Below are 14,501 nucleotides of genomic sequence, written 5' to 3'. Positions count from 1 at the left end.
CCGGGTTGATCAGCGCGGCTAAGAAATGCTTAAGGATTGCCCGGATTGATATGTCTTGCTGCCCTCGGCCAGCCGACCAGGCGGCTGGAACGGCAACCGAATCGAGATCATCGGCTGGCAGCCAGTCACCCGATCGGCCGGGGGCCGGGACCACCGCTGGTCACGCTCGGTCAACTCGCCGTTCACCGGGCCGGTCGGTGTACGGCGACGCCCCACCGTCGGTCGACGGTGGGGCGTCATCGGTGCGGTGGCACCGCTCAGCGGGCGTCGACCAGCGGGAGGCTCTTCCCGGCGCCGCCGCCCGGCAGCGCGATCGAGGAGAAGTGCGAGACGACCCGCTCGTCGGTCGGGTCGTCGGCGGGGGTCCGGTGCACCGCGAGGCGGTTGTAGAGGGTGTCGCGCTGGGCGGGGATCCGGTCCGCCGAGCGGATCATGCCGATCAGCTCGTGCAGGTTGGAGCGGTGCCGCGCGCCGGCGGAGGAGATGACGTTCTCCTCCAGCATGATCGAGCCGAGGTCGTCCACGCCCATGTGCAGGGCGAGCTGCCCGACGTCCTTGCCGGTCGTCAGCCAGGACGCCTGCAGGTGCGGCACCGTCTCGAAGAAGAGCCGGGCCACCGCGACCAGCCGCAGGTACTCGAGGGTCGTGGCCTGGGTGCGGCCCTTGAGGTGGTTGTTCTCCGGCTGGTACGTCCACGGGATGAACGCCCGGAAGCCTCGCGTGCGGTCCTGCACGTCGCGAATCATCCGCAGGTGCTCGATCCGCTCGGCGGCCGTCTCGCCGGTGCCCATCATCATCGTGGCGGTCGACTCGACGCCCTGCCGGTGCGCCAGCTCCATGACCTCCAGCCAGCGCTCGCCCGACTCCTTCAGCGGCGCGATCGCCTTGCGGGGGCGCGCGGGCAGCATCTCGGCGCCGGCGCCGGCGATCGAGTCCAGGCCGGCCGCCTTGATGCGGGCGATGGCCTCGTCCAGGCTGACGCCGGAGACCTTGGCCATGTGCAGGATCTCGCTCGGACCGATCGAGTGGATGGCGAGCTGCGGGTACGCCTTCTTGACCGAGGAGAACAGCTCCTCGTAGTACTCCACGCCGTAGTCGGGGTGGTGCCCGCCCTGGAGCATGACCTGGGTGGCGCCCAGCTCGACCGCCTCACCGCACCGGCGCAGGATCTCCTCGGTCGGGTGGGTCCAGCCCTCCTTGTGCTTGGGGGCCCGGTAGAACGCGCAGAACTTGCACGCCGTCACGCAGACGTTGGTGTAGTTGATGTTGCGGTCGATCAGGTACGTGACGATGTTGTCCGGATAGCGCCGCCGGCGCACCGCGTCGGCGGCCTCGCCCAGGGCGTGGAAGGGCGCCTCGGTGTAGAGCAGCAGGGCCTCCTCGGGCGTGATCCGCCCGCCGTCCGCGCCGCGCTGCAGGATGTCGTCGATCTCCCGGCTCACCGTCACGCCTCCGAGCCTACGTCGGCCGCCCGCGCACCCGCACCGGGCACCACCGCCGGTGACCCGCGCCCCAGGTGCACCGGGACCAACCGCCGGCCCGGGTGGCCCCGGCACGGGCACGGCACGCGGAACCGTCGGGGCGCGCCGTCGCGTCGACCCCGGCCGCCGCCCGGCGGACGGTCAGGCGTCGTAGTCGACCGTGAGCCGGTCGGTGGTCGGGCTGGACTGGCAGGTGAGGACGTAGCCGGCGGCCACCTCGTCCGGCTCCAGGGCGTAGTTGCGGGCCATCGTGACCGCCCCGTCGACCACCTTGGCCTTGCAGGTCGAGCAGACCCCGCCCTTGCAGGCGTACGGCAGCTCGCCGCGGACCTTGAGCGCCGCGTCCAGCACCCGCTCGTCGCGGCCCATGGTGAAGCTCGACGACCGGCCGTCCAGCACGATCGTCACCTCGGCGCCGGCCCCCGGCTCGTCGGCCGGGCGCCGCGGCGGGGCGGGGGCCTCGTCGACGTGGAACAGCTCCGTGTGCACCGCCGACTCCGGCACGCCGCGCCCGGTGAGCACCTCGCGGGCGTCCAATACCATGCCGTACGGGCCGCAGAGGAACCACTCCTCGATGGCGTCGCCCGGGACGATGGTGTCCAGCAGCCGGCCCAGCCGGTCGGCGTCGATCCGGCCGGAGAGCAGCGGCGACTCGCCCTGCTCGCGGGAGAGCACGTGCACCAGGTGCAGCCGGGTCGGGTGGCGGTCCTTGAGGTCGGCCAGCTCCTCGGCGAACATCACCGTGTTCGCCGTGCGGTTGCCGTACACCAGGGTGAAGGTGCTGGCCGGCTCGACGGCGAGCGCCGTCGCGACCAGCGCGAGCACCGGTGTGATCCCCGAGCCGGCGACCACCGCGCCGTAGTGGCGGGCCCGGTCCGGCGCGAAGGCCGTGGTGAAGTGCCCGAGCGGCGGCATCACCTCGACCGTGTCGCCGCCACGCAGCGCGCCGCAGGCGAACGCGGAGAACGCGCCGCCGGGGATCTCCCGCACGCCGATCCGCAGCCGGCCGTGCCGGGCCAGTTCCTCCGGCGTGGAGCAGATGGAGTACGACCGCCGCACGTCCTCCCCCGCGTCGGTGCCGCGCCGGACGGTGAGGTGCTGGCCGGCGGAGAACGCGAAGGTCTCCCGCAGCTCCGGCGGCACCGCGAAGGTGATCGCCACGGCGTCGCCGGTGAGCCGGTCGACGGCGGCGACGGAGAGCGGGTGGAAGACGGGCCGGCGACGAACCGGGCGGGTGATGGTGACAGTCACAGCGCCTTCAGGTGGTCGAAGGGTTCACGGCAGGAGCGGCAGCGCCAGAGCGCCTTGCACGCGGTGGAGCCGAAGCGGCTGACCTGCTCGGTCTCGGGCGAGCCGCAGCGCGGGCAGCGGACGGCGAGGGTCAGTGGCACCACGGTGCCGGTGCGGACGGGGGCCGGCGGGGCGATGCCGGCGGCGGCGAGCTTGGCCCGGCCGGCGTCGGAGATCCAGTCGGTGCTCCAGGCCGGGCTGTAGACGGTGCGCACGTCGGCGTCGGGGTGACCGGCGGCGGCCAGCGCCCGGCGGATGTCGGCGCGGATCACGTCCATCGCCGGGCAGCCGGTGTAGGTGGGGGTGATGGTCACGACGACCCGGCCGGTGGCCGGGTCCTCGTCGACCGCCCGCAGGATGCCGAGGTCGGCGATGGTGACGACCCGGATCTCCGGGTCCACCACCGCCGCCACGGCTGCCCTGGGGTCGGTCACGGGTGCCCCCTTCCGTTCGCGACTGCGGGGCTCCGCTGCGCTGCACTCCTCGCGCTCACCGGTGCCCCCTTCCGTTCGCGACTGCGAGGCTCCGCTGCGCTGCACTCCTCGCGCTCACCGGTGCCCCCTTCCGTTTGCGCGCTCACCACTTCGCCCCGGGGTGGGCGCGGTGCAGCACCTGCATCTCCGCGAGCAGGTAGGACAGGTGCTCGGTGTGCACCCCGTCCCGCCCGCCGGCCGGCGCCCAGCCGCCCTCCGGCCGGGTCAGCGTGGCCTCGTCGAGCACGGCGGACACGGTGGCGTCGAAGTCGGCCCGCAGGGTGGCCGGGTCGACCGGCGCCGCCGGATCCGCCGCGAACAGCTCGTGGACGTACGGCCAGACCTGGTCGACCGCCGCCTGCATGCGCCGGTGCGACTCCTCGGTGCCGTCGCCGAGCCGCCGCACCCACAGCGAGGCGTGGTCGAGGTGGTAGGCCGACTCCTTGCGGGCCTTGGCCCCGATCGCGGCCAGCCGCTCGTCGGCACAGCCGGCGAGCGCGGTGTAGAGCGGCAGCTGGTAGGCCGCGAGGAAGAGCAGCTTCGCCATGGTGACCGCGAAGTCGCCGTTGGGCAGCTCCACGAGCAGGCAGTTGCGGAACTCGCGGTCGTCGCGGAGGAACGCCAGCGCGTCCTCGTCCCGGCCGGCGCCCTCCAGCTCACCCGCGTACGACAGCAGGAGCCGGGCCGCGCCGAGCTGGTCGAGGGCGATGTTGGCCAGCGCGATGTCCTCCTCCATCTCCGGCGCGCGGGTGGTCCACTCGGCCAGCCGCTGGGCGGCGACGAGGGCGTCGTCGCCGAGGGCGAGGGTGAAGTCGAAGGGACCGGTCACGCCGACACCTCGCTCCGCCCTGCGGCGGCGCGACGCGCCCCGGTGCCGAGCCGAACGGTTCGCTCGCTGCGCTCGCTCACAGGTGCGCCACCCCGTCCGGCACCTCGTAGAAGGTGGGGTGGCGGTAGACCTTGTCGGCCGCCGGGTCGAAGAAGGCGTCCTTCTCGTCCGGGCTGGACGCGGTGATCGCGCCGGCCGGCACCACCCAGATGGAGACGCCCTCCTGGCGCCGGGTGTAGAGGTCCCGGGCGTTGCGCAGGGCCAGCTCGGCGTCGGGGGCGTGCAGGCTGCCGACGTGGGTGTGCGACAGCCCGCGTCGGGCCCGGACGAAGACCTCCCACAGCGGCGAGGGATCCTTCGCGCCGCGCTGTCCGGTCCGCTCGCTGTGCTCGCTCACGCGGCCACCTTCTCCTTCTTCTCCACCCGCTTGGCGGCGTACGCCGCGGCGGCCTCGCGCACCCAGGCGCCGTCGGCGTGGGCGCGGCGGCGGTGCTCCATCCGCTGCCGGTTGCACGGCCCGTCGCCCTTGATGACCCGCATCAGCTCGTCGTAGTCCGGCTGGGTGAAGTCGTACGACTGTCGGGACTCGTTCCAGCGCAGGCCCGGGTCGGGGATGGTCAGGCCGAGGATCTCGGCCTGCTGCACGCACATGTCCACGAAGCGCTGGCGCAGCTCGTCGTTGGAGAACCGCTTGATCTTCCAGGCCATGGACTGCGCCGAGTGGGTGGAGTCGGTGTCCGGCGGGCCGAACATCGCCAGCGACGGGTACCACCAGCGGTCGACCGCGTCCTGCGCCATCGCCTTCTGCGCTGCGGTGCCGTGCGACAGCGTGTGCAGGATCTCGTAGCCCTGCCGCTGGTGGAACGACTCCTCCTTGCAGACCCGGATCATCGCCCGCGCGTACGGCCCGTAGGAGCAGCGGCAGAGCGGCACCTGGTTGACGATGGCGGCGCCGTCCACCAGCCAGCCGATCGCGCCGACGTCGGCCCAGGTCAGGGTGGGGTAGTTGAAGATCGAGCTGTACTTCTGCCGGCCGCTGAGCAGCAGCTCGACCAGCTCGTCCCGGCTGATCCCGAGCGTCTCGGCGGCGGCGTAGAGGTAGAGGCCGTGGCCGGCCTCGTCCTGCACCTTCGCCAGCAGGATCGCCTTGCGCTTGAGGGAGGGGGCGCGGCTGATCCAGTTGCCCTCCGGCTGCATGCCGATGATCTCGGAGTGCGCGTGCTGGGCGATCTGCCGGATCAGCGTCTTCCGGTACGCCTCGGGCATCCAGTCGCGCGGCTCGATCTTCTGGTCGGCGTCGATGACCTCGGCGAAGTACGCCGCGAGATCCTCGTCGGGGCCGGGGGCGCCGTTGCGCCGCCCCCGCTCGGCGGCCTCCCGCAGGGCCGCCTCCGCCGCCTCGACCTCACCGAGCAGGCCACCGCCGGGTGCGTCCTCGGCGGAGAAGTCGTTGCCATACATGAGGTCAAGTGTTACAGCTTGCAACTCGCCGCACCAGAGGGGTGTAACAGGTTTCGGAAGCCGGCCCAGGGCGGCGCGACAACCGATGCCGGACGGCCAAACTATGACTTGGGTCACGAGGCAAAGATGAATCACCCCAATGGCCACATAGCGGCCCGATATCCCGCCTTCATGGCAAGTTGCCAGGTGTCGGGTTCTGGCGCGCCACCGATCCGCACGTAGACTTCCCCCGGTCACACCGATCGGCTGCCGACGATCGCCCCCAGGAACACGGAGGCCGCCCCCGGCCTCGGCGAGCCGCCGATCCGTCCGGACAACAAGCCGGTCCCCCCGGCCCTGACATCTGGAGCTCACCCACTCATGCGATCCCGCGTGACCCTGGTGCTCGCCGTCGTGGCGGTCCTCCTCGGTGGCGGCCTGCTCGTGCCGGCCGCGTACGCCCGACTCGCCGGCGACGACGCCGCGAGCGGCGGAAGCGGCGGCGGGAGCGTCGCGGCGCCCGCGCCGACCCCGCCCCCGCCGCCGACCCTGGCCGCCGGACCGGTCTCGGTGAACTTCAAGGGCGAGTTCTTCTCGTGGGCCCTGATGGACCGGGAGACCGGCGAGATCTCCGGGTCGAAGAACATGGCCTCCACCAGCTCCACCGAGTCGATGATCAAGGCATGGTTCGCGGCGGACTACCTCCGCCAGCTCGGCGACAAGCCGCTGTCGGCCGAGCGGAGGAAGCAGATCGTGACCGCCATCCGGGACAGCAACGACGACGCGGCCAACGCCCTCTACGGCGCGGTGGGCCGCGCCGCCACGATCAGGCGGATGGTCAGCACCTGCCAGCTCACCGACACCGGGCCGGGCAACGTGCCGGGCTACGTGGGCTGGTGGAGCTTCACCCGGATGTCCCCGCGCGACGCCGTCCGGCTCGGCGACTGCATCGCCGACGGCACGGCCGCCGGCCCGAAGTGGACCAAGCTCCTGCTGGACGAGATGGCCAAGGTCCGGGGCAGCACGGCCGCCAAGGACCAGAAGGCCCGCTCGGGCGGCGGCCGCTGGGGCATCATCGACGGCCTGCCGGAGTCGATCCTCAGCCAGGGCCCGGTCAGCATGAAGAACGGCTGGACCCCGTTGAACTACGACGGCAACTGGCACGTGAACTGCCTCGCCGTCACCGAACGGTGGAGCCTGGCGGTGATGCTGCGCTACCCGCAGAAGAGCGGGCTCAACTACGGCGCGCAGACCTGCGCATCGGTCGCCAGCCAGTTGGTGACCCCACAGCCCGGCGCCGCCCTCAGGGTGCCGCAGCAGCCGGCCGGGAAGCTCTGATGGCGCGGCAGGGCCGGGACGACCGGCGCGGCGACGCCTCCCCCGTCAAGCTGATCGCCGTCGCGGTGATCCTGATCGGCCTGGTGCTCGTGTCGCTGCGGCTGCTGCCGGGTTCGCCGTTCGAGTCCACCGCCGCCGCCACGTGGGGCGAGCCGGCCGCGCCGGCCGACCGCGGCGCGAGCACGCCGGGCGACCGCAGTTCCCGGCCGTCGCCGTCGCCGAGCCCGGAGCCGGAGCCGCTGCCGTTCGAGGCGAAGGACCTCGACCTGGACATCGACGGCTGGTACTCCTGGAGCGTCCTCGACCGCCGGAGCGGCGAGATCATCGGCTCGGACAACATGGACGAGACCAGCACCACCGCCTCGCTGATCAAGGCGTGGATCGTCGCCGACTACCTGCGCCGGGCCGACGAGAAGGACCAGACGCCGAGCGACGCCAAGCTCGCCGACGCCACGAGGATCATCCGGGACAGCGACAACACCCGGGCCCAGCAGTTCTACAACGCCATCGGCGGGTCCGCCTCGATCAGGCGGCTGCTCGCCATGTGCGAGCTGACCGACAGCAAGGTCGCCCCGGACGGCGGGTGGAGCCGCACCGCGCTCTCCCCCCGGGACACCGCCCGGATGGGGGCCTGCATCGCCGACGGCCGGGCCGCCGGGCCGAAGTGGACCAAGTGGCTGATCAACGAGATGCGGCTGGTCCGCGGCGCGGGTGACTTCGGCATCCGCAAGGCGTTCCCGGCGGCGGAGCGCAAGACCATCGCCATCAAGAACGGCTGGATCGACCGGACCAGGGAGCAGGAGATGCACATCAACTGCCTGGCCATCGGCGACACCTGGACGATGGGCGTGATGGTCCGCTACCCGATCGGCAAGGGCTACGAGTACGGCATGAAGAACTGCCAGAAGATCACCGCGGCCCTCCTCCGCGACCCCGTCTGACGCTCGACCCTCCCGGGTCAGCCCGTGAAGAAGTCGGGGCCGGTGTCGGGCAGGGCCGGGGCGGCGCCGAGGGCGGCGGCGCGGCGCGCGAACTCGCGCAGGCCGGCCACCTGACGGTCGCCGAGCGAGAAGTCCAGCGCCCGGAAGTACGACGCCAGGGTCTCCGCGTCGAACGGCTCCCAGCGCGCGCCCGCCTCGGCGACCTGGTCCAGCTCCGCGAGGCAGAGGTCCCGCGAGCGCAGGAACGCCTCGTGCACCTCCTTGACCAGGCCCGGGTGGGCGGCGGCGAAGTCCCGGCGTACCGCCCAGACGGCGAAGACCATCGGCAGGCCGGTCCACTCCCGCCACGCCTGCCCGAGGTCGGTGACCTCCAGCCCGCGCTTCGGCGCCTCGTAGAGCGCGCGCAGCGCCACGTCACCGATCAGCACCCCGGCGTCGGCCTCCAGCAGCATCTGGGTCAGGTCCGGCGGGCAGCGGAAGTACTCGGGATTCACCCCGTACCGCTCGCCGAGCAGGAGTTGGGCCAGGAGGACCCCGGTCCGCGAGGTCGAGCCCAGCGCCACCTTCCCGTGGGCGAGCTCGGCCAGCGGGCGGGTGGAGACGATGTTGACCGACAGCACCGGGCCGTCGCTGCCGACCGCCAGGTCGGGCAGGAGCAGCAGTTCGTCGGCGTGGCGCAGGTACTCCACGTGCGAGATCGGGCCGATGTCCAGGTCGCCGGCGACCAGCGCGGCGCTCAGCCGGTCCGGCGAGTCCTTGTGCAGGTCGACGTCGATCAGGGCGCCGGAGCGCATCAGCCCCCAGTAGATCGGCAGGCAGTTCAGGAACTGGATGTGCCCGACCCGGGGGCGTGCGACGTGCTCAGCCATGTCCCGACCGTATCCCCGCGATCCGCCCGGGGGCTCAGCGGGCCGGCGCCGGAGTGGCCAATCCCGCATCCGCCCCCGCCGCCGGCGCGGTGCCCGCCGGCACCTCGTGCGCGTCCGCGGGCGGGCCGGCGACCGCCCGCGCGGGAGCCGCGCGGGCCGCGCGGCGGAGGGGCAGCGAGACGGCGGCCACCGCCAGCAGCCCGGCCAACCCGCACCCGGCGACCAGCGGCCGGGGCTCGACCGCCTCCAGCAGGAGGCCGCCGGCCAGGAAGCCGACCATCGCGGCGCCCTGGACCGCCGCGCCGAAGGAGGCGAAGGCGCGGCCCCGCGCCGCCTCCGGCACGCGGCGGGCCAGCAGCACGTTGTTGAAGACGTTGCTGCCGCCGTTGAACACGCCGCCGGTCAGCCAGATCGGCACCAGGAGCAGGGCCGTCGGTACGGCCGCCGAGGCCAGCACCATCAGGCAGCAGGCGCCGAGCAGCGCCAGGCTGGCCCGGACCAGCGTGCCGTCGCGGTCGAGCCGCCGGACCACCCGCGCGAAGAGCCACGCGCCGGTCAGGACGCCGAGGGTCCAGGCGCCGGTCACCAGCCCGTACACGGTGGTCGAGCTGCCCAGCGTCTCCCGGATGAAGAACACCTCGATCACGTTGATCGCCCCGACGGCGCCGAACACCCCGGCGACGCTGGCCACCAGCGCGACCAGCAGCGGGTCGTGTCGCAGCCGCCAGGCCGGCGGCGCGGCGGCGTCGCCGGCCACCGCCGGCCGCGCGGGCCCACGGCCCCCTCTGCGGGTACGGATCAACAGCCCGGCCGCCACCAGCGCGAGGTAGGTGCCGGCGGCCACGAGCAGCGGCAGTCGCGTGCCGAACCCGCCCACCAGCAGCCCGGCCAGCGCCGGGCCGGCGAGCGTGCCCAGCGTGCCCGCCGACTGGTTGAGCGCGCTGGCGCGGGGCAGGTCCTCGGCGCGCACCATCGCCGGCACCAGCGCGGAGAGCACGGGCTGGGTGAGGGCGAGGCCGGTGGCGAGCAGCCCCACCAGCACGATCACCAGGCCAGGGTGCCCGGCATGGGCGAGCGCGAGGCAGACGCCGGTCTGGGCGAGCCCCGCGGCCACCAGCAGGACGCGGCTGTCCACCCGGTCCGCGAGCCGGCCGGTCAGCGGCGCGAGTGCCACCAGCGGCAGGGTGGCGGCCAGCAGCAGGCCCGAGACGGCGATCCCGCCGGCCCCGGCTGACTGCAGCGCCAGCGTGAGTGTGCTGGCGGCGAGGAAGTCGCCGCAGGTGGAGACGCCCCGGGCGGCGGTCGCGAGCCAGACGTCCGGCCAGCGCGACGGACCAGATGTGAAGGACATACTTCGAAAATAATCCTTCACACCTGATGGGACAACCCCCTTCAGTCCACCGGCAACGCCTTGTAGTGGACGGAGACGGTGCGCGCCGAGGGCGGCGGGTCCACCCGCGACCGCTTGCGGTACGGCTCGAACAGGCGGTCCACCGCCTCGTTGAGCTCGCGCAACTCGGCCGCCGTGAGCAGCAGTTGCGAGTCGGCGAGCCGGCTCGCCGCGTACCACTCGGCCGGCTCTTCGGGCGCGCGCCGCAACCAGTCCCGGCTGCGCTCCAGGTCGCGGGCCAGCCACGCCTCCACCAGCGCGCGCTCGGCCGCCCTGGCCTCCGGCGCCGCGGCGCGCCCGGCCTCGACGGTCCAGCTCGGGCTGACCGTCCGCCAGACGCGTTCCCGCGCGTCACCGCGGGTCGGCGCCGGCTCCACCAGGCCGGCCTTCGCCAGTTCCCGGAGGTGGTAGCTGGTGGCGCTCGGGGAGAGACCGACGATCTCCGCGCACTCGGTGGCGGTCGCGCCGGCCTCGATCGAGCTGAGGTGTTCCGTGATCGCGAGTCGGGCCGGGTGGGCCAGCGCACGCATCACCTGCGGATCGCTGATGGTCACCCGGGGTCGCTCGGCACGCGGCTCCGTCATCCCCCCATGATCCCGGCCGCCGGTCGTCGACGGCCACCGGCCACCGGCAGCCGGTGCGACGCAGTTGCCGGCGACGCCGGGGGCGGATCTCCCGGGCCCGGGGCGGTCCCCGGGTGGGGCGGGTAATTCGGTGGAGCGGGAGCCCGTGGGCGCGTAGGCTGACAGGCCGCTTGACGGCCAGGGTGACGTGAGCACCGCATCGGACGTCCCGCGCCGGGGGCCGGCCATCCGCCCGCCGGACACGCGAGCGATCAGCAGATGACCTCGATGGGGATTCAGCGTGACCGCAGTCGACCTCGACCTCGACACCGACCTCGCCGCCGAACGCGAGCACCTCGCCACCTCCCGGGCCGCCCTGAGCCGGATGCGGGAACGCGCCGAGGCCCTCTTCGCCACCGGCGACCAGGTGGCCGGCGACGCGTACGCCGCCGAGACGCTCGGGCGCACCCTGGCCCGCCGGGTCGCCGAACTCGCCGACGACCCGACCACGCCGCTCTTCTTCGGCCGCCTCGACTTCGGCCCGCCCGCCGACGGCGCGTCCACCGACGGCCCGCCCACCGACCACGAAGCGGGCGCCGGGCACCCGGACCACGCCGGCCGGCGCTACCACGTCGGGCGGCGGCACGTCACCGACGAGCGGGGCGAGCCGCTGGTGCTGGACTGGCGGGCCCCCGTCTCCCGGTCGTTCTACCGGGCCAGCGCGAGTGACCCGCAGGGGGTGGCGGTGCGGCGCCGCTTCGGGTTCAGCAACGGGGCGCTGACCAGCTTCGAGGACGAGCACCTCGACCGGGGCGAGGAACTCGGCACGGCCAGCCGGATCCTGACCGCCGAGATCGAGCGTCCGCGCGTCGGGCCGATGCGCGACATCGTCGCCACGATCCAGCCCGAGCAGGACGAGTTGGTCCGGGCCGACCTGGCCGACTCCATCTGCGTGCAGGGCGCGCCGGGCACCGGCAAGACGGCGGTCGGCCTGCACCGGGCCGCGTACCTGCTCTATCTGCACCGGGAGCGGCTGCGCCGGGCGGGTGTGCTGATCGTCGGGCCGAACCGGGCCTTCCTGTCGTACATCGCGGCGGTGCTGCCGGCCCTCGGCGAGGTCGAGGTCGAGCAGGCCACGGTGGAGGACCTCGTCGGCCGGGTGCCGGCGCGGGCGGTCGACGACCCGGCGGTCGCGGCCGTCAAGCACGACGCCCGGATGGCCGAGGTGCTGCGCCGGGCCGTCGACGCGCACATCGGCGAGCCCACCGAGCCGATCATGGTCTCGGACGGCTCGTACCGCTGGCGGATCGGGCTGGACCCGCTGCACCGGGTGGTCGAGGAGACCCGCCGGGAGCGGCTGCCGTACGCCACCGGGCGGGAGCGCGTCCGGGCCCGGGTGGTGGCCCTGCTCCAGCGCCAGGCCGAGGCGCGGCGCGCCGAGTCGCCGAGCGACGCCTGGCTGCGCCGGATGGGCAGGTGCGCCCCGGTCACCGCCTTCCTCGACGCGGTCTGGCCGGCGCTCACCCCGGAGGGGCTGGTGCACCGGCTGCTCACCGACGCCGACCTGCTGGCCACCACCGCCGAAGGGCTGCTGACCACCGCCGAGCAGGCGCTGCTGCGCGGGACGGCCGCCCCGGACGGGACGCCCGGCCCGGCGGCGGCAGCCGGTGCGGCGGACGCCCCGCGCCCGGCGCGCCGCCCCGCCGCGACCGGGACGAAGCTCGGGCGCACCCCGAAGGCCACGAAGTGGACGGCCGCCGACGCGGTGCTGATCGACGAGGCGGCCGGGTTGATCGAGCGGCCGGCCGGCTTCGGTCACGTCGTGGTCGACGAGGCACAGGATCTCTCCCCGATGCAGTGCCGGGTGATCGCCCGACGCAGCGAGCACGGGTCGATCACCCTCCTCGGCGACCTGGCCCAGGGCACCGCCCCGTGGGCCGCCGCCGACTGGCGGGAGTCCCTGCGCCACCTGGGCAAGCCGGACGCCGTCGTGGTGCCGCTGACGGTCGGTTTCCGGGTGCCCGCCGCCGTGGTCGCGTTCGCCAACCGGCTGCTGCCGGCGCTCGCCGTCGACGTACCGCCGGCGGAGTCGCTGCGGCGCGACGGCACGCTCGACGTGCGTACCGTCGGCAACCTGACCGCCGCGGCGGTGGCCGAGGTGCGCGCGGCGCTGGCGTTCGACGGCTCGGTGGCGGTGATCGCCGCCGACGACGCGGTCGGCGGGCTGCGGGCGGCGCTGGACGCCGCCGGGATCGAGACCGCGACCGTCGACGAGCCGGCCGCCGCGGCGCGCGTGACGGTGGTGCCCGCGACCCTGGTCAAGGGCCTTGAGTACGACCACGTCATCGTCGTCGAGCCGGCGGCGATCGTGGCGGCCGAGCCACGCGGCCTGCACCGGTTGTACGTGGTGCTCACCCGGGCCGTCTCCCGCCTCGCGGTGCTGCACGCCGCGCCGCTGCCCGAGCCGCTCGGCCCGGCGCCGTCCTGACGATCACGGCAGCGCGGAGACGGCCACCACTGCGGCCTACATCCGCCCCGGGTCGACCTCGATCGACACGGTGACGACGTCGCCGTGATCCTTGCCCGAGCGGATGCGCGCCGGCACGGCCAACAGCCAGCCGGCCGCCCTGTCCCGCCAGACGCTGGTCGCCCAGGCCTGCCCGTCGACCGTGGCGATCACCGGCGCTCGACCGAACGCCCCGGCGGTGTCGGGCGCGTGCTCGGGCGGCACGGGCGCGAACACCCACCCGCCTGCCGACCAGCGAACCAGCGTCGCCTCGAACGTCGGCTGCGGCGGGGTGCCTGCATGGGCCATCGTCGCTCCCTTCGGCGGGTGTCGGCGGGCGGGAGGGGCGACCCGCGCCGCCACCATGTTCCGGCAGGGCTGCGACAGTCCGGACACGTCTTCGAGCGGGCGGTCGCGCGGACGTCCCACCGTGGCGTGGCCCTACTGGGTGGTCCGGGTGGTGCTGCCGGCGGGCCGGGCGGGTGGGCGGACCGGTGCGACGAGGGTCGACGGTTCAGCTGACGTTTCGTCCGATCCGCCCCGAGGTGGCGCGGGTCGGTGCCACGATGCCGGCAGGGGCACGCCGTCGTGGCCGCCCCCCGCCGAGAGGGGTCGACGTGAGCACCGTCCCGCCGGGCACACCCTGCTGGGCCGACCTCGCCACCCCCGGTCTCGCCGACGCGCGGCGGTTCTACCCGGAGCTGTTCGGATGGACGGGCCGGATCGACCCGGAGCCCGAGGCGGGCGGCTACACGGTCTTCCTGCTCGGCGGCCGGGCGGTGGCGGGCGCGGGACCGCCGGCCATCCCCGACCAGGTGCCGATCTGGTCGACGTACCTGGCGACCGACGACGCGGACCTCGTGGCCGGCCGGGTCGAGCGGGCCGGCGGGCAGGTCGTGGTGCCGCCGTTCGAGGTCTTCGACCGGGGACGGATGGCGGTCTTCGCCGATCCGGCCGGGGCGGCCTTCAGCGTCTGGCAGCCGATGGCGATGCCCGGGGCCGAGGTCTTCGACACGCCGGGCGCGCTGACCTGGACCGAGCTGGTCACCCCCGACCCGGAGGGGGCGAAGGTCTTCTACGAGCTGGTGTTCGGCTGGCACCCGGACGACCAGCAGGTGGGCCCGGTCACCTACACGGGCTGGCGGCTCGGCACCCGGATCGTGGCCGGCATGGTGCCGCCGCTGGGCGACGGGTTCCCGACGGACACGCCCGCGTACTGGTCGGTGTGGTTCGCGGTTGCCGACGCCGACGCGGCCGCCGCCCGCGCCGCCGAGCTGGGCGGCACCATCCTGGTGCCGCCCCAGCCGACCCCGATGGGCCGCTACGCCGCCCTCCGCGACCCCCACGGCGCCCTCTTCAACGTCCTCACCCGCCCCTAACC

The 14,501-nt window shown here is 74.1% G+C and carries 14 protein-coding genes; 4 read left to right on the top strand and 10 right to left on the bottom strand.

Going from position 1 to position 14,501, the window contains the following annotated elements:
- Positions 1–257: 257 nt before the first annotated feature.
- The 6 genes from mqnC to paaA all read right to left on the bottom strand — a co-directional run bounded on the left by mqnC (position 258) and on the right by paaA (position 5,534).
- The gene (gene mqnC, locus ACSNOB_RS14920; RefSeq protein ID WP_436687187.1) at positions 258–1,448 is read right to left on the bottom strand and encodes a cyclic dehypoxanthinyl futalosine synthase; all 1,191 of its coding nucleotides are present in this window, start codon (positions 1,446–1,448) and stop codon (positions 258–260) included.
- Between the two features lie 174 nt (positions 1,449–1,622).
- Positions 1,623–2,732: a 1,2-phenylacetyl-CoA epoxidase subunit PaaE gene (gene paaE, locus ACSNOB_RS14915; protein WP_436687186.1), complete on the bottom strand. Its 1,110-nt coding sequence runs from the start codon at positions 2,730–2,732 to the stop codon at positions 1,623–1,625.
- Positions 2,729–3,205, bottom strand: a complete 477-nt coding sequence (gene paaD, locus ACSNOB_RS14910) for a 1,2-phenylacetyl-CoA epoxidase subunit PaaD (protein WP_436687185.1) — start codon at positions 3,203–3,205, stop codon at positions 2,729–2,731. The genes paaE and paaD overlap by 4 nt, the downstream gene beginning before the upstream one ends.
- Positions 3,206–3,347: 142 nt before the next feature.
- On the bottom strand, positions 3,348–4,073 hold the full coding sequence (paaC, locus tag ACSNOB_RS14905; protein ID WP_436687184.1) for a 1,2-phenylacetyl-CoA epoxidase subunit PaaC: 726 nt from the start codon (positions 4,071–4,073) through the stop codon (positions 3,348–3,350).
- Between the two features lie 76 nt (positions 4,074–4,149).
- The gene (gene paaB, locus ACSNOB_RS14900; RefSeq protein ID WP_393102032.1) at positions 4,150–4,470 is read right to left on the bottom strand and encodes a 1,2-phenylacetyl-CoA epoxidase subunit PaaB; all 321 of its coding nucleotides are present in this window, start codon (positions 4,468–4,470) and stop codon (positions 4,150–4,152) included.
- Complete coding sequence (paaA, locus tag ACSNOB_RS14895; protein WP_436687183.1) at positions 4,467–5,534, bottom strand: 1,2-phenylacetyl-CoA epoxidase subunit PaaA; 1,068 nt, start codon at positions 5,532–5,534, stop codon at positions 4,467–4,469. Before paaA ends, paaB begins: the two co-directional genes overlap by 4 nt.
- A gap of 360 nt (positions 5,535–5,894) precedes the next feature.
- Between paaA and ACSNOB_RS14890 the strand changes: the two genes are divergently transcribed.
- Both ACSNOB_RS14890 and ACSNOB_RS14885 read left to right on the top strand, forming a co-directional pair.
- Entirely contained in the window at positions 5,895–6,851 is a 957-nt protein-coding gene (locus tag ACSNOB_RS14890) for a hypothetical protein (RefSeq protein ID WP_436687182.1), read from the top strand.
- Entirely contained in the window at positions 6,851–7,792 is a 942-nt protein-coding gene (locus ACSNOB_RS14885) for a hypothetical protein (protein WP_436687181.1), read from the top strand. The genes ACSNOB_RS14890 and ACSNOB_RS14885 overlap by 1 nt, the downstream gene beginning before the upstream one ends.
- Positions 7,793–7,809: 17 nt before the next feature.
- Here the strand turns inward: ACSNOB_RS14885 and ACSNOB_RS14880 are convergent, their stop codons facing one another.
- The 3 genes from ACSNOB_RS14880 to ACSNOB_RS14870 are packed head-to-tail and all read right to left on the bottom strand — an operon-like array spanning position 7,810 to position 10,635.
- Positions 7,810–8,661, bottom strand: a complete 852-nt coding sequence (locus tag ACSNOB_RS14880; RefSeq protein ID WP_436687180.1) for a menaquinone biosynthetic enzyme MqnA/MqnD family protein — start codon at positions 8,659–8,661, stop codon at positions 7,810–7,812.
- Positions 8,662–8,695: 34 nt separating this feature from the next.
- A complete protein-coding gene (locus ACSNOB_RS14875; RefSeq protein WP_436687179.1) occupies positions 8,696–10,012 on the bottom strand; it encodes an MFS transporter in 1,317 nt (438 codons plus the stop codon).
- 41 nt (positions 10,013–10,053) lie between these two features.
- Positions 10,054–10,635, bottom strand: coding sequence for an ArsR/SmtB family transcription factor (locus ACSNOB_RS14870; protein WP_393102026.1), 582 nt, complete (start codon positions 10,633–10,635; stop codon positions 10,054–10,056).
- A gap of 280 nt (positions 10,636–10,915) precedes the next feature.
- Between ACSNOB_RS14870 and ACSNOB_RS14865 the strand changes: the two genes are divergently transcribed.
- Complete coding sequence (locus tag ACSNOB_RS14865; RefSeq protein ID WP_436687178.1) at positions 10,916–13,102, top strand: HelD family protein; 2,187 nt, start codon at positions 10,916–10,918, stop codon at positions 13,100–13,102.
- 36 nt (positions 13,103–13,138) lie between these two features.
- On the opposite strand, the gene ACSNOB_RS14860 is transcribed toward ACSNOB_RS14865, so the two are convergent.
- Positions 13,139–13,429 (bottom strand): DUF1905 domain-containing protein, encoded by a 291-nt coding sequence (locus ACSNOB_RS14860; protein WP_436687177.1) that lies wholly within the window; start codon positions 13,427–13,429, stop codon positions 13,139–13,141.
- Between the two features lie 308 nt (positions 13,430–13,737).
- Between ACSNOB_RS14860 and ACSNOB_RS14855 the strand changes: the two genes are divergently transcribed.
- Positions 13,738–14,499: a VOC family protein gene (locus ACSNOB_RS14855; RefSeq protein WP_436687176.1), complete on the top strand. Its 762-nt coding sequence runs from the start codon at positions 13,738–13,740 to the stop codon at positions 14,497–14,499.
- Positions 14,500–14,501: the final 2 nt, after the last annotated feature.

The organism is Micromonospora sp. URMC 106 (genome assembly GCF_051386395.1).
In the GTDB taxonomy this organism is placed as follows: domain Bacteria; phylum Actinomycetota; class Actinomycetes; order Mycobacteriales; family Micromonosporaceae; genus Micromonospora.
Note: the sequence above shows the minus strand (reverse complement) of the source record. Positions and strands in the feature narration are given on the sequence as shown.

Coding starts and splice junctions, on each gene's coding strand:
- paaA (WP_436687183.1), bottom strand. CDS start 5,534: ATGTATGGCAACGACTTCTCCGCCGAGGACGCACCCGGCGGTGGCCTG.
- ACSNOB_RS14890 (WP_436687182.1), top strand. CDS start 5,895: ATGCGATCCCGCGTGACCCTGGTGCTCGCCGTCGTGGCGGTCCTCCTC.
- ACSNOB_RS14885 (WP_436687181.1), top strand. CDS start 6,851: ATGGCGCGGCAGGGCCGGGACGACCGGCGCGGCGACGCCTCCCCCGTC.
- ACSNOB_RS14880 (WP_436687180.1), bottom strand. CDS start 8,661: ATGGCTGAGCACGTCGCACGCCCCCGGGTCGGGCACATCCAGTTCCTG.
- ACSNOB_RS14875 (WP_436687179.1), bottom strand. CDS start 10,012: ATGTCCTTCACATCTGGTCCGTCGCGCTGGCCGGACGTCTGGCTCGCG.
- ACSNOB_RS14870 (WP_393102026.1), bottom strand. CDS start 10,635: ATGACGGAGCCGCGTGCCGAGCGACCCCGGGTGACCATCAGCGATCCG.
- ACSNOB_RS14860 (WP_436687177.1), bottom strand. CDS start 13,429: ATGGCCCATGCAGGCACCCCGCCGCAGCCGACGTTCGAGGCGACGCTG.